Consider the following 18,422-nt stretch of genomic DNA (forward strand, 5'->3'; position numbering starts at 1 on the left):
CAGAATCGTCGCCGTCAAAGGTGTCTCGGTTCCAAGGAAGTGGAACGGCGACCGAGAAAGCCGTGCAGGCCACAGGTACTGAGCCTCTCTGCTTTCCTGAGCGGACGAACCACCACTCTCGCATCCACTGACCCGGGGTTCCATATGCGAAAGTAGGTGAACCATCTACCTGGGGGAGATAGAGCATGCCGGCTGTGCCCGATGATCTGCGAAGAAGATTCCAGAACTGGGACGGGAAGGGCCGTCCACCGCAGGAGGCCTTCGAGTGGGAGAAGCGGAACTGGCAAAGGTACCTCGGCGACAAGAGCATCTTGGAATCACTTCCAAATCCCATTGACCGTGCTGGCGTTCTGGAGGCGTTCAAGCAAGTCGATGACCCCGATTCGGCTCTCGACGCCTACGTCGCCAGCTACCTCTGGGGTTACGCCAAGGCCGGCTTTGGACCGTACCGGGCGGAGCGAGTCATCCGCTTGAACACGGACCTGGAGAACGGAAAGGATTTCGCCGTCGAGTTACATACCCTCGCCCGGATCGCGATGGCCGATGGTGGGGCTGCTGCGTTTGAGTATGTCGTAGACAAACGACGAGCCGATCAAAGGTTCTTCGCTCAGTGGGCACCCGCCTTCGCGACAAAGTACATCAGCTTCGCTACTAAGGCTTCAGACCTGGTAGTAACCACCCCAATCATGGACAGCATCGTCGCGGGATGGTTCAGGAACCACTGCAAAGAGATCGGGCCCCTGTGGCTTACCTGGTACAGCGCCGGCAGCTACCGCAAGTACACGGCTTGTATGACCGAATGGGCACAAGATCTCAGCATTGAACCCGAGCAGGTAGAGCAGCTGATCTTTAGGGGAACTGACCGCGGTGGGGATTTAGCCCCGTCCTCACACAGCGTTCGTTTGGGATACCGCTGTCGCCTGAGCGAAGGCTTCCTGTAGCAGTGCTCTGTTGGGTTTGCCTGTGCGCGCATCGGTCTTGTTATAAGCGAGCGGACTCGGGTGCGGCGCCTCAATAATCGGGAGCCCCTTGAGCTCAGGAGAAGCCCCGAGCAGCAGCTGGGACCAGGCCTCCTGTGCTTGCTTGCCGAGAAGGAGAACCACCTTCGGGCGGGTCTCCAACAAGTCCATCAACTCCGCCAGCAGTGGAGCAGCCCTGCGCGCTTCAGCAGCCAAACTCCGTGGTGCAAAGGACGGGTTTGCGACCCACCAAGGGACGACGTTCCAGTGCAGCGACCTGGAATAGGGGAGGCCGCCGGCTTCAGCGGCGAGTGTGGAGTTATGTGCCGTTGGGTCATTGTTGTCCCGGCTGATGAATCCCGAACCCAGTTGCGCTTCCCCGGACGGGTCCTGCAATAGAACCAGCACATCGGCTCCCTCCGCCGCCGCCCGCGGATCAAAATAAGGGACGCTTTCTTGTGTGGAAACCCGGATGTGGTCGACCCACCTGTTGAGTGGGCCAACAACGCCTTCGTATCTTGTCTCCTGCCGGTGCTGAAGGACGTGGGGGAGGTGATGCCGGCTAAGCAAGGTACCTGCGTTGTAGGCATGCTTGTTCCATATGACGGTGGATCTGTCTTTCACGCTGCCAGCTCGTTTCGCGATATGCGATCATCCAATGCTCTCGAATACCAGAGTTGCCTGGATGCGGTCACCGCCGCCGATCATTCCCTTGCTCCCGCTGCTGGCGGTGGTTATGGTGTGCAGCCGATAGCCCTTTGCAGCCTGATCGTTGATGGCCTTCTCTAGGGAGGTCAGGTTGCCAGAACCGGTTCCCCACAGTTTTTCTTTGAGGATTACTTGCAGGACGACGTACTGCATGACACGACTTCCTTCCCTTGCTTGCCAATTGGGAGCAATGCTACTCCGCCCCAAAACAGCTGCAGCTGGTTTCCTGCTTTTCTCACCAAGGATCCTTTGTTCAAACACGCGGCAGGCGCCGGAGGGGGAGCGAGAGAGCCGCAATTTCACGCCAGCTCGCATGGAACGCGCTGGACAGCGTATCCAGGCCCGGGAACTTTGCTGCAGATGCTGCTGCCGGTCACTTAATGGCGTATTCGAACGCGTCTCCACCCTGAATCGGCTCGAAGATCAGTGTCCCCGCAAGAGGCGAAGGAACATCCACCAGGACCAGGCCGCTGACCTTCTCCGCGGGTCCGATGCGATCGGGCAAAAACTGCGACCGGTCGGTCAGGCAGTTATAGATCATGTTGGTAGAGAGAGTCCCTGTCGTGGTTCCCTCCGCCTTGATGAACTTGAAGGACAGGGCATTGATTGATATGCCTTGGCTGAGATTGTTAACTTCTCCGAGGGCCGGGGTCGTTTCCATATCCACCAGGACAGCCATCACCTGGCCATTGGAAGGCGACAAGTCACTCGGGTAGTCGCACGTGATGGGAACCACGTCCTTGACGGTGAATGACAACAAGGTCTCGTTGGTTGCCGCGAGGCTCATTGATTGATTTTTCCCGAAGGCTGAGATTAGGTTGCCCCGGGCGCTCAGGCTCTTTGTAGGGGTAGCAGATGGCGTGGGCGTTGGCGTGGACGTGGCTGCCGGACCGGATGAGCTCGACTCCGTCTGAGCCTGGCCGGAGTTGGGACTTCCGCAGGCGGAGAGCGCCAAAGCAGGAAGCACTAAGAGAAGCAGCATCGAATTTTTCACAACGTTCATAGGCTTACTGCACTTTCGGTTATTCATCAGTTGAGCTCTGATCATATGCAGTGCCAACGCCATCGAACGCCGTCCCTCCGGTAGCTATTCGTATTTTTGGGGAGAGGCTGACACTGGGCGTCGTTGAGGGCGGATAACTTCGCCCCACTCCTTGATGAGGGCTTTGAATCCGTCCATGAAAACATATTCGTCGCCGAAACATCGTAAAAAACACAGCAGCATAAAAAGGCGCCCGCAGGGCCCTGCGAGCAGGGCAGCACATCTGGCGGCTGGGAGATCGATTATTCGAGCAGCGGGCTGATCCAGACTAAAGGGATCCGTATTTTGTCTGCCCCCTCATTTACGCTCCTTAAACAGGACTGTGCGAGGAACTTCAGAAGGGGGCGTTGTGAAAGCACTTGAGGATTGGCGGGCGCTTACGCCGGAAGAGCGGACAGGGTTGGGGCTTGCTCGACGGGTACCCAAACCCGAAACCACGGTCGCAGCCAAGCATGAGGAAGTTCTGGACATGTGGGACGACGATAATCTATTTGGCCCAAATGACATCCCAGCCTCATCGCCGGTGAAGGTGCGTTGGATCTGCGGTCGGGGACACAAATTTATTGAGTCAGCAGTGGTTCAGTGTGGAGCCACATCAGGTTGGCGCCGACAGGGCGGTGGCTCACGTGCCTGTCTTATCTGTATGGGTGAGCAAATGCACGGGTGGGTGCGCCTCGAGTGCGGACACGAAGTCATTGCCAAACCCGGCGCCGAAAACCTGGGGTCAAGCTCATGAAACTCCTCTGGGACTCCATCGGCACCGAATTCGGCGGCCGCCACGAACTCTACGAACGGAACTACTCCGGCAACCACGAGAACGTGAAAGCCGAGATCCTCTTCGCAGCTCAGGCCCAGGGGACCACGGACTACATGAAGGGCTTCGCGGACCAGTGCCTGGCCGAGTACGACCTCGACGGCTGGACCGTGCCGGACCTCATCAGCAACGACGACGTCAGCCTGTTCTTGAAACGACACTAGCCGACGGGAAAAGGTTGCAGGTACGGCACGGCATTCCGTGCCGTACCTGCAACCGGCTCGTCAGTAGCGCGATCCGCCCACACCGACCTCTTGCCCGCTGTGGGCGGGTTTTCCGCCGTCGCCCTGGCAAAAAGCGATCGCCGGGACCACCGGACTTCCCATCGTCACGGTACCCACCGGTTACGCCGGTTCAGAAACCACCAACGTCTGGGGAATCACGGAGGAGTCCTCGGGTAAGACGCAGAAAAACACCGGCCGGCCTCGGATTCCGCGAAGAGCAAATACCCGAAGCCGTGTATCTCATAACGCCCCACGTGCCGCCGTCGAATCCCGCAGCACCGTCGCTGCGGACCTGGAACCGCTGCTGAAATCCGCTTGGAAGGGAAAGACCCCATGATTTTTCTGGCGCATCACCTGGGACTGCTGTTCCACGTCACCCGCAGGCAGGACCTGGCACTGTGGGAGGCGGAGCTGGCGGCCCCCACCGTCACATTGACCTCATCCGCCTGGGTGGGCTGGCACGAAGTGGACCCCGTGGACTGACCGGGCAGAATTCACCGGCGCAGCCCGTGGCTGATGGGTTTCCGGATTGGTCAGCCGCCGCGCAGAAAGTCAGCGACCGGCTCGGCGTCACCCTCGGCTCCGTCATCGGCCCGGGCCAGGACGTCACGGACCTATACTGCGACTGGGCGAAACTGCGCGGCGTGGCCGAAAACGGCCCCGTACTGGTCCGCCCTGACAAACACGTCGGCTGGCCCACGGACCGCTTGCCGGGTGATCCTGAAGGCGCCCTTTACAGGGCCGCCGCCGCAATCCTGAGCCAGGAGAATTGACCATGAACCTGTCTTTTGAGCCTTGGACGGCGTGCTGGAACAGGAATGCCAGGACAGTTGCTGGGAGCAGCAGCCATTTCCGGTTGATTGTCGCTCCCAGTACCGTGCCGATGAAGGCCAGGGACGAGGCATTGAGTCGAGGAGCCGTTCGACGTCCCATTCGTGGTCGAGTTCCTCGATGCGTTTAGTGATGTCGGCTTTTGACCGGTCGGCGTAAGTGTCGATGTGGCGTTCGATTTCGCGGTCGAGTCCGGCCTGGACGTGCTAGGAGTGCTGGAACGCACGCGGTCCGGAATGTCCTGTTGGTGAAGGTTCTCGTTATCCATAACGTCCTCCGTGGGTTTGGGATGACCCTACGATACCTTTCCCGGCTGAGGCTGTCTGCGGTGCATGGCTAGTAGGGCCGGGCCGGTCTTGACGGCTGGTGCTGCCTTCGTCAGGGAGGGGAGTGTGGCCGGTGGTTGGTCCTGCAGCGGGGGGACTGGAGTCCAAGGGTGTGGCGATGGCAGGGCCGTCAGGATGCTATTTCAGAAGGATGTCGGGCGGGTTTCGCAGCCCTGGGCAGCTACCATGCGGGCGGTGCACAATGACCCTCCCGGGCCCACCGGCTCCTGCTGGGCCGGCGGGCTGCAGCATCCCCGCTTTGCCCGCGCCTATGCCCGGGCGGTTGAAGGCATGAACCGAGGGGGCGTTACTGAGCACCGCTGGGATCTGCTGAGTAGTTTGTATGGCCGGGTCGTCGAGATAGGGGCCGGGGCCGGGTCCGCGTTCGCGCTTTACCCCGCCACGGTCACGGAGGTTCTGGCGGTGGAGCCTGATGATTACCTGCGCGCTTTGGCCGCAAGCAGGGCAGTGTCTGCTCCGGTTCCGGTCATCGTCGTTGCCGGGGCCGCGGAGGCTGTCCCTGCTGCCGATGCCAGTGCTGACGCGGTGGTCACCAGTCTTGTTTTGTGCAGCGTCGTTGAGCAGTCCGCGGCCCTGGCTGAGGCGCGCAGGGTCCTGCGGCCGGGTGGGGTGCTGGCCTTCTATGAGCATGTCCGCTCCGACATGGGGTCTTTGCCGTGGCGGAGGACTTCCTGACCCCGTTCTGGAAGCAAGTATCCGGCGGCTGCCACCCGAACAGGGAAACGCTTAAGGCGATCACCGATGCAGGGTTTACGGTCAGCGACAACCGGAGATTCGGGTTTTCCGTCCATCCGCTCGCGCCGCCGGTCGCGCACATCCTTGGCCATGCCACAGCCTGGGCGAAGGTGGGCGCCCAAGCGGTGCACTCGGGTTGCTCCAGGCCGATGGACGGAGTGGTGATGGGCTGGTGCGCCCGGTGCAAGGGTGACTCCCGAAGGCGTTCCGATCAGGATCGACTGGCCACCGGAATACATGCCGAAGGACCACGGCTCGAGGGCGCGGGCCACGAACGGGTCGTAGATGGTGGCGATTGAGGGCGTGCAGAACGGGGGAAGCGTGCGGCTTGACGGACACACGGTCCGCCTCAGTCAGCTCGGAGAACCAGAGCGAGGTCATGATCTCCACCATGGAGGCGCTGGAGGCCTGGTGTCCGCCGACTTTGATTCCACTGGCGTTGGGGCGCCCCCGGTTGGCGGCATCCACGATGGCGACGGCCGTCCACCGGACCCGCCGGGCGATGTTCTCCAGAACGGCTGTCCGGGAATCTGCTTCCTCCGGGGCTGCGGCGCCCCAGGCGTTGCCGGAGCCCATCAGCTGCAAAGCAATGAAAAGAAGACCAGCCGCGCAGGACCCTTTGCGCCGAGTACGGCCCCAAGGTGCGGGCTCACCGGGCTGGTCACACTGGAGTCGGTCGCCACCGCTGCCCTCAAGCCGGGGCTGATGGGCTACGCACCCGTTCTTGCCCTGAAGAAACTGTTCGAACAGACCGGCACAACACCGGCGGGCATCGACACGATCGAACTCAACGAGGCCTTTGCCTCCCAGGCCGTTGCCGTCATCCGCGATGCCAAACTCGACCCCGAAAAGACAAAACCCCTACGGTGGAGCCATCGCACTTGGTCACCCCGTCGGCGCAACGGGCGCGATTTTGAGCCTGCGGGTCGCAAAAGATCTGGCCCGCCGGGACCTTGAGCTCGGCATCGTCACGATATGCATCGGTGGAGGCCAAGCTCTCGCAGCCCTGTTCCGTCGCGTCTCCTAACGGTGGCTAGGCAAGGTAATGGTCGCCCTGCTTCAGGACAGCCAACAGTGACGTGCCGAGGCGGTGGCTGATTTCGTAGGACTCCATCCCCTTGGCTGTATGCAGATCGACGAAGACCCGCTCATCGAAGATCGTCAGCCAGAGCAGGGCGGCGTAATCGGTGTCCTGCGCAGGGATCACGCCTGCCGCGATGAGCTGATCGAGCACTCCGGTTACCAGCCGGTGATACGAGGAGCTCAGGCGCTCACCGCGCTGGACCCGCTCCAGAATGCCTTCGGCACTGCGGATATACGTAGCCGCGCGGGACCAAGGAAGCTCCAGCTCCACCCAGGTCTGGCAGACCCGATGGAAGAGGTCCAATCCGGTGTACCTCTCGGTCAGCTCCTCAATCGCCCTAATGACCCGATCGAATATTCGGTTGTAGAACTCCGCCCGCACTTCTTCGACGTCATCGAAATGCCGGTAAGCGGTAGCGCTTGAGACCCCGGCCTCCCGCGCCAGTTCCGGCAGCGTGACATCCAGGCCCTGGTGTTCGAGAAGACGCCCCAGAGCATCCAGGAGCTTCTGCCTGGAATTCACCGCATCGGCTCGAGGAGATCTAGCAGGCTTGTGCACGCCTCCAAGATACCCCAGAATCTACTGCGAAGCTCTTCTCAGTTCGATTGCCCTCGGCTAGCATTTGAGAAGTTATTCTTAGTTAATTCCGTGATGTAACTTCATCCGGGACATCCCGAGCAAGGGGCAATCAACCTTGTTCACCGCCGTGAGGAGCATTAAGCGCCGAACGCTTACTTGTACAGGAGACCGTCATGAAGGTGGAAGACGCTCAGGTGACATCCCGGCCCTGGGGCGCCGCAGCCCCGGAGGAAGCAGATTCCCGGACAGCCGTTCTGGAGAACATCGCCCGGCGGGTCCGGTGGACGGCCGTCGCCATCGTGGATGCCGCCAACCGGGGGCGCCCCAACGCCAGTGGAATCAAAGTCGGCGGACACCAGGCCTCCAGCGCCTCCATGGTGGAGATCATGACCTCGCTCTGGTTCTCCGAGCTGACTGAGGCGGACCGTGTGTCCGTCAAGCCGCACGCTTCCCCCGTTCTGCACGCCCTCAATTACCTTCTGGACGACCTGGACGAAGAGAAACTCGGAACGCTTCGGCAGAAGGGCGGCCTCCAGAGCTACCCCAGCCGGTCAAAGGACCCTGACACGGTGGACTTCTCCACCGGCAGCGTGGGCATCGGGGCCACGGCCACCATCTGGGCCGCCATGTCACACCGCTTCGTCCGCGACAGGTACGCCGATTCGCGCAAATCCGGCCGCTTTATCGGGCTCCTGGGCGACGCCGAACTGGACGAAGGCGCCATCTGGGAAGCCGTCGCCGACCCAACCGTGGTGAAACTCGGCGAACTGCTCTGGATCGTTGACCTGAACCGACAGTCCCTGGACCGGGTGGTCCCCGACTCCCAGATTCTGCGCCTGCAGGGCATGTTCGAAGCCGCCGGCTGGCAGGTCCTGACCCGCAAGTGGGGGACCCGCGTACAGGAACTCTTCACCCGTCCAGGCGGTGTGGATCTGCAGCGCCGCCTGGAGGCCATGCCGAACGGGGAATACCAGCGGATGCTCCGGTCCCCCCACTCGGAGATCTTCGACCGCCTCTGCGCCAGCGGCTGCACCCCGGCCATGGAAACCCTGCTGCGCTCACTCAACGCTGCGCAGCAGGCCGCGGCGGTCCGCGACCTCGGCGGACATGACATCGGACTGCTGCTGGACACCTACAGGCAGGTCGACCGCAGCAGGCCCTCCGTCATCTTCGCTTACACCATCAAGGGCCGCGGCCTTGCCACCGAAGGCCACCCGAACAACCACTCAGCACTCCTGACCAAGGATCAGATGGAAACCTTGGCGGAGACCTCCGGGATGGATCTATCGGACCCCTGGCGCAAGTTCCAGCCCGGCACCGTCGAGGACCGGGTATGCGCCGAGGCAGCCGGCCGGCTCAGTCGCCCGCAACTCGCCCCGGCCCCGTCAGTCCCGGTCCCGGTGTCCCTTCCATGGGGCTACGGCGACAAAATTTCCACCCAAGCCGCACTGGGACGGTTCCTCTCTGACCTGAAACGGGCCGCGCCGGAGGTGGCCCACCGTGTGGTCACCTGCAGCCCCGATGTTGCCTCCTCCACTAACCTCGGCGGCTGGATCAACAAGACCGGAGTGTGGTCCGTCGGTGAACGCCGGGATTGGTTCACCAACGACCCCGAACGAGTCCTCCGCTGGGTTGAAAACTCCCGCGGCCAGCACATCGAACTCGGCATCGCCGAAACCAATCTCGTGGGTCTGGCCTCAGAACTCGGAACGACCTGGAGCCGCTGGGGCCAGCCGCTCATCCCCATCGCCACCATCTACGACCCGTTCGTGGCCCGCGCCCTCGAACCGTGGTCCTTCGGCATGTATGCCGGTGGCCAGTCGATCCTGATCGCAACGCCTTCAGGAGTCACCCTTGCACCGGAGGGCGGGGCGCACCAGTCCATCACCACTCCGTCCATCGGCCTGGAGCAACCCGAGTGCACCGCTTGGGAGCCCGCCTTCGCCCAGGATCTCGAGTGGTGCATGCTCGAAGCCATGAGCCGGATCGGTGTTCCCGGCGGACGCTCGGCCTACTTCCGACTGACTACGCGTCCGCTGGACCAGTCCCTGTCTGCCATGCCGGCGGACGATGTGCTGCTCGAGCGGCGCCGTCGGCACGCAGTAGCCGGCGGATACCGGCTGACCGACCACAACCCGGCCGAGGACAGCGTCACGCTTGTCGGCGTCGGGGCAATGATGCCGGAAGTCATCGCCTCAGCCCAGCGGCTGAAGGTGCTCGGAATCACCGCCGGCGTCGTCTGCCTAACCAGCCCCGACCTGGTTTTCGAATCCCTCCAGCGCCGCAACTCACTCAACCAAGGAACCATCGGGAGCGGATTCGACATCATTGACGCCCTCTTTCCCCGGCACGCCCCCACGCCCCTCGTCACCGTCCAGGACGGACACCCCCACACCTTGTCCTTCCTGGCCGGAGCCCGCGGCGACAGAACCATCTCCCTGGGAGTGAAGGACTTCGGCCAGTCCTCTGATCTGCAGGACGCCTACCGGATCCACGGCATCGACGAAGAATCCATCGTCAATGTTGCACTAAACCTCGTCCGCTAAGGTTCTAGGAAAACGCCGGCCTCGCGGTCGTCACAGCGCGAACATCTTTAGCCAAGGCTTAGGACGAGCTTCCCAAGATGTTTTCTGGATTCGAGATGGTGGTGCGCCTCGGCGACCTCCGACAGCGGGTAGACGGAGTCGATAAGCGGGCGGATCTGGTGCTTGTCGACCAGATCGAGCATCTGCGCAAAATCATCAGGGCTTCCAAGGTTCGCCCGAGAATCGATATTGCCCGAAATAGAGGTCCGGGACTTCGGTCCTAACCGTGCTCCCGGCAGTTGAGCCCACTACGACGATCCAGCCTCCTGGTTTCAGACATCCCATGGCTTCCGCCAGGTTGGCACCGGCACCGTTGATGATGACGTCCACACCGCCTCCGGTAGCTTCGAGCACCTGCTGGACCCATTCAAGATCTGTGTAGAGAAATCCCTCGTCGACGCTGATGGCACGGGCGGCGGTGAGCTTTCAGCACTCGAAGACGTCGCCGCACACGGGCTCCTGCCGCGGCAGCGAACATAATGGCGAAAGTGGAGACCCCGGCTTTTCGGGGCCTAGGCATCCTCGTCCGGTGGCAGCACGCGGATCCGGCGGGCGCTCGGTGCGCCGGGTGCGATTCCCAGGTCTTCCGGCCTTTTTTGGGCATTGGCGGTCTTGGCGGCACGCATCTGCACGAAGGGTTCGAACAGGTCGTTGGGCGTGCATTCCAGGATGTCGCATTGGGCCGCGAAAGTCTGGGCAGGGATGCGTTCGGGTGTTCCGGTGACGAGCCGGTGGACCTGGGCGTTGGAGAGGTTGATGCCCCGCGCTTTGAGGAGGGGGAGGAACTCGGTGGTTTTCCAGAGGTTACGTTGGGCCATCAGTTGCCGAAAGTTCCAGCGGTAACCGACGTTGCGACCGCTTGAAGCGTCACCCGACCGACCTGGCCCCGGACGCCCTTCACCTTGACGTGGCAACCCTAAACGAGGGCGTTTACCCGCTACCCGGGTAAATGTGTTACATTTTTGCCATCAGACATTGCCCCCCTCTGAGCTCCGGCTCAAGGGGGCAATTTTCATTAAGCGACATACGGTGATGCGTGGAGTATACGAAGGAATTTAAAGAGCGCGACGAGCTACTGGGACAACTCGAAGCCCGTGGCCTCGCCATTCCTGACCCCACCGCAGCGCTTAACTTCCTCACCCGTGTTGGTTACTTCCGCTCTGGCGCGTACCGGTACGTTTTCCGGCGGCTGCTTCCACCTGAAAAGATCGATGCGCGTCTGCACCAATACCGTTCCGATGACTACATAGCCGGGGCGAGCATTGAGCACGTCCTGAAGCTGGAAGCTTTCGACTTCAAGCTGGCCCGGGTCCGCCAGGAAGGCCTGCTGGACTTCGAAGTTCGCTTGAGGGCAGCCATGGCCCACACGCTCGCGGCGAAGAACGTTGCAGCCACGCGGACAAGCAATTCCTCGAGGCGCGCAGTTGCGACCAGCTCAGCGGAGATCAATCCCTTGGCAAACGTACAAAGTTCGATGCGTGGACCACGACCTGGCGGGACGCGGTTAAGTCCGGCGCCGAAGACGAAGACTTCCTTAAGCACCACCTACTGAAGTATCCCCACCAGGACGCGCCTATCTGGGCCGTAACCGAGGTCCTCAGCTTCGGAAACCTGCCCTATCTCTTTGAGCTCATGCAGACCCCGGACGCCCGCGAGGTAGCGCGCATGTTCGGGTTCGCCCACCCCAGCCGGTTTGGGGCGATGCTGCGCATGATGGTCGACTTCCGCAATGCGTGCGCGCACGGGTCCCGCCTTTTCAACCGCGCCTTCAAACGACCGATCGCGTTCGGGCAACACGACACCCACGGCGACCTTCTGACTCACCTGGTCGGCTCCGACTTCACGAACACACCCAAACCACGACAAAGGCTCTACATCTACGCCGCCGTCCTGGCGTTCATGCTCAGGTCGCACAGCAGTGGCTCCAACTGGCATCTGACCTTCAAGACGCAGATCAAAAAGCTCGACATCGAACTTCCAGCCCCGGACGGGACCGAGCTCCTATCTCCCAACGTCAGCATGGGCTTCCCTGCTGACTGGTTGGACCTGGACTTGTGGAAGCCAAGCGCCTGACCTGTGGAGACGATTTAGTTATGGAATGGGAGTTTCTCACAGCTACTTCTACTCCCGTGACTTAAACGCCGATAACGGATCTTATGTCAAGCTGTAAAAAGGTTGTTCGCAATTTCTGCGAATACGTCCACTCTCGATAACGGCTTGTTTAGGCCTAGATAACGGCTGTGAGCGGCCGGTTTGTTTGTCTGGTCACGGCAGGGATCCGTTCAGGTGAGCCCGGACGTGCTGCGCTGCATGTCCACAAATTGGCGTCGTATCAGGCATCCTGGGCTCGCAGTTTGCATTTTTTGCATTCTGACTGCAAAACTTGCAGTCGGCATTGGAGGCTTCTTGGGTGATAAGTTCGGCGGTCTCGCGTTCTTGCCGCTGCCGAATCGGGAGCCGGATCGTGACGCGTTCCTGAGCGAGGTGCTCACCGGGTGGAAGAGATCCCACTTGGCGCAGAACTTCACCCTGCAGACGACCAAGCGCCGGGTCGCCTCGGTGATGCGCCTGTCGGACTTCTCGGGCAAGTATCCGTGGGAATGGGGCCCGGTCGACGCGGATGAGCTGTTCGCCCATCTGCGCGGTGTTGAGAACCTTGCCCTTTCCACCGTCCGGGCGTACCAGACGGACATCAAGCTGTTTTGCGAGTATGCGACCAACCCTGAATACCCGTGGAACGAGAACTGCGGGCGGCTCTTCGGGACCACCTTTTCCCAGGTGATCACCGAGTTCAACAAGGCCCGGCACGTCCAGGATGCCGATATGAGTCCAGAGAAGCGTGCCTTCACTCTCGAGGAGCTGCAGGCATTCTTCGACCTGGCCGACCTGGAGGTCGAACGGATCATTAATTCGGGGCGCAAGGGCGCTCTTGCCGCCTGGCGTGACGCCGTGGCCTTCAAGACCGCCTACGGCTGGGGCCTTCGGCGCGACGAGCTTCGTCACCTCAGCCTCGTGGATTTTTCCCGCAATGTTAAGGCCCCGTACTTTGGTGACTACGGCATTCTGCGCGTCCGGTTCGGGAAGCCGCAGAAGGGCTCCCCCAAGAAACAGCGGTCCGTCCTGACCCTTCTGGACTGGGCGGCCGAGGCGGTTGATGACTGGGTCAGGCGCGGTCTTCCCCGGTATGGGCAGCCTGTCGGCGACCTCTTCCCGACTGACCGTGGCGGCCTGGTTCCGGAAAAGAACCTCCGGGCTCGGATGCGCGGGTTCCTTGATGAACTCGGCTTTCCGCCGGGGCTTGATCTTCACTCCCTGCGCCGGTCCTATGTCACGCATATGCAGACCGAGCACGGATATGACACCAAGTTCATCTCAATGCAGGTTGGCCACGAGCACACATCGACGACCACGATCTACACCCTGCCCTCCCCCGACTATGCCGCACGCGAACTCGAACGCGTTCTCAACAGCACCCTGCTGGCCAGCAACAGCAGGGTGCTGACCAAACCCACAACGCCTTCCGGAAAGACACCACGATGAACCGTCAGATCGACTACCAGTTTCGCGTCAAGGAGCTGATGGCACGCGCCGGGATGCGAAACAGCCGTGATCTTGTTGCTCCGCTTCGGGAGCGCGGCATTACGCTCTCCGAGTCGCAGATCTACCGGCTCGTCGGCCAGAACCCGGATCGGATCTCGTTCCAGGTCCTGGCTGCGCTCTGCGACATTTTCAAGGTCGAAGCCAACGAAATCCTCACCTACACCGCAACGGACGCCCGCACTCAGCGCCGTCGAACCGCGGTCGGCGACGGCACGGATGTCCCCCTTCTGGCCGCCTACCGGCCGGTTCGGGCGCGCATTACCCGCCCCCATGAGCAGTGAGTTCAAGCCGCGTGGCCGTCCCCGCTCCAACAGGACGAGCGAGGGCTGCGACCGCTGCGGAAAGACCACCGGAAAAATCCGGGTCCGTTGGCCAGACGGACGCATCTGCGGCATCTGCTTCACGAACGCAACCCACCGATACGGCCGATGCCCGCTCTGCGGCGCCGACAGAATGCTCCCCGGCCGGACCGATACAGGCGAGGACATCTGCCGGGAGTGCGCCGGCATCACGACGAACCTCACCTGTGACAACTGCGGCCGCGAGGCTGAGCGCTTCCGCGGCGGGCATTGCATCTCCTGCGTACTCACCACCGATCTGACGGAGCTCCTCAGGCCAAATGACCCGCCCGACCTGCGGCTAAAACGCCTGATCAAGATATTGACCGACTCCACCCGGCCCGAGAGCCGCTGCTCAATGAATCGGTGACCGAGAGATCGAACTCTCCCGCCCGGCTTCCAACGAGCTTCCCAAGACGCCGGCGGGTTGAGCACCTCCGGGGCAATCCGGCTCACAACCGGATCCTGCCCGCGCTCGACGTCGTTTTCGAAACCGTCCATGGCGTTCTGGTAGCGCATGTCGCTGTCCATGTCCTCGAACATTTGCTCTTCGAGCCTGTCCCGCCAGTCGTCCGCCAAGTCCAGGTCGTAGGAGTCCAATATGACTTCGACCCGGTCAAGCAGGCAGCGCAGCGCCCGCTCCTGCCCAACGCACGAAGGGCGGCTCCATCCCCGGACCAATGCCACGGTCAACTCCGCAGCAACCACGAGAAACCTCTCCTACAAAGAGTGGCGCGCGGACTTGGTAGGGTCACGTTATGTTCCATCTACCTGCCAGTGCCTGAGGCATTACAGGTTCGAGGATCCGGAGAGTCAGGCCCCAAATTGTATGACCGTGAGCCCTCCGGACGGCAACTCTCCTCGGAGAGTTCCAGCCTGGGAAGTCGACTTCATCTTCCCCTACTGCATCATCGGATGCCAGCACATCTACCGAGACATCGAGCACCTCGTCCACCTCCATCGTTTGAGGCTTCCAGGTAAAGCTTGGTGCTATCCCTTGCAATTGCACTACGAAAGGTGAAATTCGGTAGTGGGTTGTATGAGTCTCGATTTGTTCGAGTTGAGCCAGCAAAACAATCTGCTCGGCGTTCAGTCCAAGCTCTTCGCTAGCTTCTCGAAGGGCCGTGGCCCAGGGCCCTTCATCCTTTGGCCCCCGGTTACCTCCGGGCAGAGAAATTTGGCTTCTGTGTTGTCCGCGTTCTGATCGTTTTATCAGTACTAGGCGAAGCTTCCCCTTTTTATCCCTATAGAAAGGTATAGCGACTGAGGCCTGGCGCAGCTCCTGCATTCGTCTCTCCGGAGTGATCTTTGGCAATCAAATCAGATACCCATTTTTCATCCTGCCCGGGTTCCAACACCGGGGCAACCCCGAAACTCTCGGGGTTGCCCCGGTGTTCAGACCTGATCCAGTCCAAGTTCCCCCAAGAAAATGGCTGGCATCCTCCCCGCTCATACATCCGTGACCTGCGTAATGGACGTCCGGGGGTGCGCCGGTCGCGCAGGACACGGTGGGCGGCCAAAGAACCGGTACGGATGGGCTAAAGCAGCAGCCCCTGCAGATGCTCAGCGGCTACACCGAGCTTTCCCCCAAGTTCGGCTCGCAAACTGTCAGACATTCGGTGAGCCGGTACGGAAACATTGATTCCGTAAAGTGTGCCGCTTGGTCCCGTGATGGATACGGCAACCGAGGTGACACCGTCTTCGCTTTCTTCTTGACTTGTGGAATATCCTATCCGGCGAATCTTGTCGAGTTCGGCCTCAAGGTCCGCCCGTAACGTGATTGAATTTTCCGTCAAACTGGGGAGGTCTTGGTTTGGGTACAGGGCTCGTAGCTGCTCCTGGGTGAGCCGGCCCAGCATCGCCTTTCCTGTAGCAGTGCAGTTGGCTGGCAGAGTCATGCCTTGGCGGGAACCCACCCGCACTGCCCTTGAGCTTTCTATGGCATCAAGGAATTGGGCGTCTTTCCCCTCGAGCCTGGCGAAGTGGACCGTTTCACCGGTTTCTTTGAACACCTGTTCAAGTACAGGACGAGCGAGCGTTCTTATGTCCACCTGGCGTCTGACGGCGAAGGCGATGGAACTCAGCGCCTGGCCTGGCTCATAGGCGCGAGTAGCCGGGTTTTGCCGCACAAAGCCTCGGTAAAGCAACATCCCCATAAGCCTGTGCGCTGTCGACGACGCGACACGGAGATAGTTGCTCGCATCTGTTAACCGGATGCTGGGCTGGGTTTCGAATAGGAGGAGCAGTCGCAATGCATTGTCAACAGATTCGATGGGGTACTGTGGCGGCGGACCGTACTTGGACGCCGTCCCCGTTTCTGTAGACTGCATGCCTGCCATCGTACCCAGCACGGGCGTCAGTCGCTGCACTTTCCTGTCGGCGAGCTTCACCCAGATGCCTTCATCCGAGCCAGTTCGTGTCTCCATGCCGTTTGCGTGTTGAACGACCCGCCGAGGTCTGGCAGTTCCGCCATGTCCGAGTCCGGAAGGTCTTTGAGGGTACCCCCCGCTGCCGTGACCTGAAGCGACAATCCTGCCAGAATATCCACGCTGATTGCCTGAAGCACTGCTTGCTCTACTGTCTCCGCGGCGCTGGTCAGCCCGTGTCCGCGGAGCAGCACCACAGGGCGGTCACCCATAGCGTGGAGCATTTCCGTCGCCAACTGGCGGTTCCTGACCAGCACCCCTCGGGGATACACGGGTACCCCGCCTGCTGCCAGGCGGGTGCCGGGAATATCGAAGGCTCCGACGATCGGGCGGACGCCAAGCCCGGCGAGGTCAGCTGCGACGACCCGCGGCGGGTGCGCGTGGACGACCGAGTTGATGTCTGGGCGTTGTCGTAACAGCTCGGTGTGTAGGGGAAGCTCGTTGGGTACGGTGTAGCCCTCTTCCAGTTCGCCTTCAGCAGCGGGATTGCCGTCAAGGTCCACCAAGCGGATGTCGTCGGCTTCGGTGAATGCCAATCCCCGCTCCTGGGGACCCCTGCAGCGGACGAGCAATTTATTCTCGCCGATTCGAAGGCTGATATGGCCGAGGATGCCGTCTGCCAGGCCACGGTGTGCCAGCACACGGCATGCCAAAGCAATCGCTTCCCTCTCCCCTGCATGTGTCAGGGGTGGCTGACTCTGATCCATCATGATGCCGTCAGGGGCTGGGGGTTCAGCATTGGTTCGAGTTTTTCCCGCAGTTCCTGGACTGTGACTCCCGTACCCATCCCACGGCGGCAGGCCAGAAGCGCCTTAGGCCAGTTGACGATGGCGGCACCGCTCAAGTTGATACCGTCGACCGTATAGAGAGCGGCGAAGCGTCCGTGAACTTCCGGATGCCCGATGATAACGTGTTCAGCGTTTCCGCCTACCCGGCCGACCACCTGGATCTTCCAATCGTGTTGGTCGCTCCAGACGTATTCGACGGGAGTGTAGGCGCGGGGAGTCTCTGGATGGGTGATGTTGTAAGCTACGCACGCGGCCTGCTCGACGGCGTTTGTCCAGTGCTCGATTCGGATATCTTCGCCATGTTTTTGGTGCCGCCATCGTGCAACGTCGCCGACGCCATAGACATGCGGGGCGTCCACGGTGCGGCAGTATTCGTCGAGCACCAGACCGTTGTCCACGAGCAGACCCGAAGAACCGAGCCAGGCGTCGTTGGGAACGGCGCCAATGCCGACCAGAATTGTGGCGGCCTCCAGGTTCTGACCGTTGGTAAGCCGCAGGGTGAAAGAGCCCTGTTCGCCGTCGATGGCCTCGACTCCGGTACCAAAGATTGTCTTCACGCCATTGCTACTGTGAAGGTCTCCGAACCACTGTCCGACTTCCGCGTTGAAGATGCGGCTCATAGGGATCGGGAGTGGGTCAATAACTGTCACTTCCAGACCAAGCGCCCGCGCTGTCGCCGCGGCTTCGGCGCCGATGAAACCTGCGCCGACAACGGCCAGATGTCCGCCCTTTGCGAGGTCCGCACGGAGGCTCCGGCCGTCGTCGAGAGTGCGAAGAACATGGATGCCAGGCCGCTGCCCCCACGGCGATGGGCGGGCGGAGGCGCCTGTGGCTATGACCAGGTTGTCGAAGTGCAGAGCTTCCTGACCTTGCAGATTCAGCAGGTTTCCTGCGATGTCGATCCCGGTTGCTGCACGTCCAAGTTGCAGCTCTATTCCTAATTCCTGGGCTTGGCCGCGGTCCAGTAGGCAGATGGAGGCTTCAGTTGCTGTACCTGCCAGGACAGTCTTAGACAACGGCGGCTTGTCGTAGGGCAGTTCCGTTTCTTCACCGACGAGAACGATACGTCCTTCGTATCCCTCCAGGCGTAGGGACTGTGCCGTCCGCACACCCCCGATGGAGGAGCCCACGATGACAGTTACTGTATTCAATTAGTCCTCCACTATCAGGGCGGAAACGGGGCAGCTGCGGGCTGCCTCCACGACCCGGGCTCGGTCAGCCTCGGGTACTTCAGTCTTGAGGAGAACTACGATCCCGTCGTCATCCAGATCAAAATAATCGGTCGCCCCGACAACGCAGTTGGCGTACCCCTGGCAGGCTGCTAGGTCTGCTTTTACGACTGGCATGCTCAAACTCCTTGGC

19 protein-coding genes and 6 pseudogenes are annotated in these 18,422 nt (G+C 61.2%); 11 read left to right on the plus strand and 14 right to left on the minus strand.

Going from position 1 to position 18,422, the window contains the following annotated elements:
* Positions 1-194: 194 nt before the first annotated feature.
* Positions 195-941: a hypothetical protein gene (locus tag ABRP28_RS20840; RefSeq protein ID WP_350005795.1), complete on the plus strand. Its 747-nt coding sequence runs from the start codon at positions 195-197 to the stop codon at positions 939-941.
* Here the strand turns inward: ABRP28_RS20840 and ABRP28_RS20845 are convergent.
* The 3 genes from ABRP28_RS20845 to ABRP28_RS20855 form a co-directional block, all read right to left on the minus strand.
* Positions 888-1,583 (minus strand): uracil-DNA glycosylase, encoded by a 696-nt coding sequence (locus ABRP28_RS20845; protein WP_350005793.1) that lies wholly within the window; start codon positions 1,581-1,583, stop codon positions 888-890. The genes ABRP28_RS20840 and ABRP28_RS20845 overlap by 54 nt on opposite strands.
* Before the next feature lie 27 nt (positions 1,584-1,610).
* The gene (locus ABRP28_RS20850) at positions 1,611-1,820 is read right to left on the minus strand and encodes a DUF4177 domain-containing protein (RefSeq protein WP_350005791.1); all 210 of its coding nucleotides are present in this window, start codon (positions 1,818-1,820) and stop codon (positions 1,611-1,613) included.
* Positions 1,821-2,040: 220 nt separating this feature from the next.
* Positions 2,041-2,454: a hypothetical protein gene (locus ABRP28_RS20855; RefSeq protein ID WP_350005790.1), complete on the minus strand. Its 414-nt coding sequence runs from the start codon at positions 2,452-2,454 to the stop codon at positions 2,041-2,043.
* A gap of 978 nt (positions 2,455-3,432) precedes the next feature.
* Between ABRP28_RS20855 and ABRP28_RS20860 the strand changes: the two are divergent.
* From ABRP28_RS20860 to ABRP28_RS20875, 4 genes and pseudogenes are all read left to right on the plus strand, one after another.
* Positions 3,433-3,687: pseudogene (locus ABRP28_RS20860) on the plus strand (4-hydroxyphenylacetate 3-hydroxylase C-terminal domain-containing protein); the annotation flags it as partial.
* 393 nt (positions 3,688-4,080) lie between these two features.
* Entirely contained in the window at positions 4,081-4,230 is a 150-nt protein-coding gene (locus ABRP28_RS20865) for a hypothetical protein (protein WP_350005786.1), read from the plus strand.
* Positions 4,231-4,256: 26 nt separating this feature from the next.
* Positions 4,257-4,520, plus strand: coding sequence for a hypothetical protein (locus tag ABRP28_RS20870; protein WP_350005784.1), 264 nt, complete (start codon positions 4,257-4,259; stop codon positions 4,518-4,520).
* Positions 4,521-5,039: 519 nt separating this feature from the next.
* Complete coding sequence (locus ABRP28_RS20875; protein ID WP_374153008.1) at positions 5,040-5,600, plus strand: class I SAM-dependent methyltransferase; 561 nt, start codon at positions 5,040-5,042, stop codon at positions 5,598-5,600.
* 148 nt (positions 5,601-5,748) lie between these two features.
* Here ABRP28_RS20875 and ABRP28_RS20880 read toward each other — a convergent pair.
* Positions 5,749-5,956, minus strand: a pseudogene (locus tag ABRP28_RS20880) (hypothetical protein); the annotation flags it as partial.
* Positions 5,955-6,236: pseudogene (locus ABRP28_RS20885) on the minus strand (pyruvate dehydrogenase); the annotation flags it as partial. The pseudogenes ABRP28_RS20880 and ABRP28_RS20885, both read right to left, overlap by 2 nt.
* A 51-nt stretch (positions 6,237-6,287) precedes the next feature.
* Between ABRP28_RS20885 and ABRP28_RS20890 the strand changes: the two are divergent.
* A pseudogene (locus tag ABRP28_RS20890) lies at positions 6,288-6,687 on the plus strand (acetyl-CoA C-acyltransferase); the annotation flags it as partial.
* Between the two features lie 6 nt (positions 6,688-6,693).
* Here ABRP28_RS20890 and ABRP28_RS20895 read toward each other — a convergent pair.
* Positions 6,694-7,266 carry a TetR/AcrR family transcriptional regulator gene (locus ABRP28_RS20895; protein WP_350005776.1) on the minus strand — a complete coding sequence of 191 codons (573 nt, stop codon included), beginning with the start codon at positions 7,264-7,266 and terminating at the stop codon, positions 6,694-6,696.
* A gap of 230 nt (positions 7,267-7,496) precedes the next feature.
* Here ABRP28_RS20895 and ABRP28_RS20900 point away from each other — a divergent pair, with 230 nt between their 5' ends.
* Positions 7,497-9,869 carry a pyruvate dehydrogenase gene (locus ABRP28_RS20900; protein ID WP_350005774.1) on the plus strand — a complete coding sequence of 791 codons (2,373 nt, stop codon included), beginning with the start codon at positions 7,497-7,499 and terminating at the stop codon, positions 9,867-9,869.
* A 47-nt stretch (positions 9,870-9,916) separates the two neighbouring features.
* Here ABRP28_RS20900 and ABRP28_RS20905 read toward each other — a convergent pair whose 3' ends face one another.
* The 3 genes and pseudogenes from ABRP28_RS20905 to ABRP28_RS20915 all read right to left on the minus strand — a co-directional run bounded on the left by ABRP28_RS20905 (position 9,917) and on the right by ABRP28_RS20915 (position 10,726).
* Positions 9,917-10,051 carry a zinc-binding dehydrogenase gene (locus tag ABRP28_RS20905; RefSeq protein ID WP_169998703.1) on the minus strand — a complete coding sequence of 45 codons (135 nt, stop codon included), beginning with the start codon at positions 10,049-10,051 and terminating at the stop codon, positions 9,917-9,919.
* A 13-nt stretch (positions 10,052-10,064) separates the two neighbouring features.
* A pseudogene (locus ABRP28_RS20910) lies at positions 10,065-10,322 on the minus strand (zinc-binding dehydrogenase); the annotation flags it as partial.
* Positions 10,323-10,420: 98 nt separating this feature from the next.
* Complete coding sequence (locus ABRP28_RS20915; RefSeq protein ID WP_350005772.1) at positions 10,421-10,726, minus strand: helix-turn-helix transcriptional regulator; 306 nt, start codon at positions 10,724-10,726, stop codon at positions 10,421-10,423.
* Between the two features lie 218 nt (positions 10,727-10,944).
* Here ABRP28_RS20915 and ABRP28_RS20920 point away from each other — a divergent pair, with 218 nt between their 5' ends.
* From ABRP28_RS20920 to ABRP28_RS20935, 4 genes and pseudogenes are all read left to right on the plus strand, one after another.
* Entirely contained in the window at positions 10,945-11,460 is a 516-nt protein-coding gene (locus ABRP28_RS20920; protein WP_350005770.1) for an Abi family protein, read from the plus strand.
* A pseudogene (locus tag ABRP28_RS20925) lies at positions 11,430-11,981 on the plus strand (Abi family protein); the annotation flags it as partial. The gene ABRP28_RS20920 and the pseudogene ABRP28_RS20925, both read left to right, overlap by 31 nt.
* 213 nt (positions 11,982-12,194) lie before the next feature.
* Positions 12,195-13,448: a site-specific integrase gene (locus tag ABRP28_RS20930; RefSeq protein ID WP_350005768.1), complete on the plus strand. Its 1,254-nt coding sequence runs from the start codon at positions 12,195-12,197 to the stop codon at positions 13,446-13,448.
* On the plus strand, positions 13,445-13,789 hold the full coding sequence (locus tag ABRP28_RS20935; RefSeq protein ID WP_012311535.1) for a helix-turn-helix transcriptional regulator: 345 nt from the start codon (positions 13,445-13,447) through the stop codon (positions 13,787-13,789). Before ABRP28_RS20930 ends, ABRP28_RS20935 begins: the two co-directional genes overlap by 4 nt.
* Positions 13,790-14,597: 808 nt before the next feature.
* Here ABRP28_RS20935 and ABRP28_RS20940 read toward each other — a convergent pair.
* From ABRP28_RS20940 to ABRP28_RS20960, 5 genes are all read right to left on the minus strand, one after another.
* Entirely contained in the window at positions 14,598-15,134 is a 537-nt protein-coding gene (locus ABRP28_RS20940) for a CoA pyrophosphatase (protein WP_169998749.1), read from the minus strand.
* A gap of 250 nt (positions 15,135-15,384) precedes the next feature.
* Positions 15,385-16,185 carry an IclR family transcriptional regulator gene (locus tag ABRP28_RS20945; RefSeq protein WP_374153024.1) on the minus strand — a complete coding sequence of 267 codons (801 nt, stop codon included), beginning with the start codon at positions 16,183-16,185 and terminating at the stop codon, positions 15,385-15,387.
* A gap of 47 nt (positions 16,186-16,232) precedes the next feature.
* Positions 16,233-16,979 carry a class II aldolase/adducin family protein gene (locus ABRP28_RS20950; RefSeq protein ID WP_350006233.1) on the minus strand — a complete coding sequence of 249 codons (747 nt, stop codon included), beginning with the start codon at positions 16,977-16,979 and terminating at the stop codon, positions 16,233-16,235.
* Positions 16,979-18,211 carry an FAD-dependent oxidoreductase gene (locus ABRP28_RS20955; RefSeq protein WP_350006231.1) on the minus strand — a complete coding sequence of 411 codons (1,233 nt, stop codon included), beginning with the start codon at positions 18,209-18,211 and terminating at the stop codon, positions 16,979-16,981. The genes ABRP28_RS20950 and ABRP28_RS20955 overlap by 1 nt, the downstream gene beginning before the upstream one ends.
* Positions 18,212-18,406, minus strand: coding sequence for a ferredoxin (locus ABRP28_RS20960; RefSeq protein ID WP_013603014.1), 195 nt, complete (start codon positions 18,404-18,406; stop codon positions 18,212-18,214).
* Positions 18,407-18,422 lie beyond the last annotated feature (16 nt).

This window comes from Pseudarthrobacter sp. WHRI 8279 (assembly GCF_040224115.2).
Classification (GTDB): Bacteria; Actinomycetota; Actinomycetes; order Actinomycetales; family Micrococcaceae; genus Arthrobacter.

Excerpts from the sequence above, each read along its gene's own strand:
- ABRP28_RS20960 (WP_013603014.1), bottom strand. The coding sequence starts at position 18,406 with ATGCCAGTCGTAAAAGCAGACCTAGCAGCCTGCCAGGGGTACGCCAAC.
- ABRP28_RS20850 (WP_350005791.1), bottom strand. The coding sequence starts at position 1,820 with ATGCAGTACGTCGTCCTGCAAGTAATCCTCAAAGAAAAACTGTGGGGA.
- ABRP28_RS20855 (WP_350005790.1), bottom strand. The coding sequence starts at position 2,454 with ATGAGCCTCGCGGCAACCAACGAGACCTTGTTGTCATTCACCGTCAAG.
- ABRP28_RS20905 (WP_169998703.1), bottom strand. The coding sequence starts at position 10,051 with ATGCTCGATCTGGTCGACAAGCACCAGATCCGCCCGCTTATCGACTCC.
- ABRP28_RS20865 (WP_350005786.1), top strand. The coding sequence starts at position 4,081 with ATGATTTTTCTGGCGCATCACCTGGGACTGCTGTTCCACGTCACCCGC.
- ABRP28_RS20915 (WP_350005772.1), bottom strand. The coding sequence starts at position 10,726 with ATGGCCCAACGTAACCTCTGGAAAACCACCGAGTTCCTCCCCCTCCTC.
- ABRP28_RS20945 (WP_374153024.1), bottom strand. The coding sequence starts at position 16,185 with ATGGCAGGCATGCAGTCTACAGAAACGGGGACGGCGTCCAAGTACGGT.
- ABRP28_RS20940 (WP_169998749.1), bottom strand. The coding sequence starts at position 15,134 with ATGCAGGAGCTGCGCCAGGCCTCAGTCGCTATACCTTTCTATAGGGAT.
- ABRP28_RS20875 (WP_374153008.1), top strand. The coding sequence starts at position 5,040 with ATGCTATTTCAGAAGGATGTCGGGCGGGTTTCGCAGCCCTGGGCAGCT.
- ABRP28_RS20900 (WP_350005774.1), top strand. The coding sequence starts at position 7,497 with ATGAAGGTGGAAGACGCTCAGGTGACATCCCGGCCCTGGGGCGCCGCA.
- ABRP28_RS20935 (WP_012311535.1), top strand. The coding sequence starts at position 13,445 with ATGAACCGTCAGATCGACTACCAGTTTCGCGTCAAGGAGCTGATGGCA.
- ABRP28_RS20950 (WP_350006233.1), bottom strand. The coding sequence starts at position 16,979 with ATGGATCAGAGTCAGCCACCCCTGACACATGCAGGGGAGAGGGAAGCG.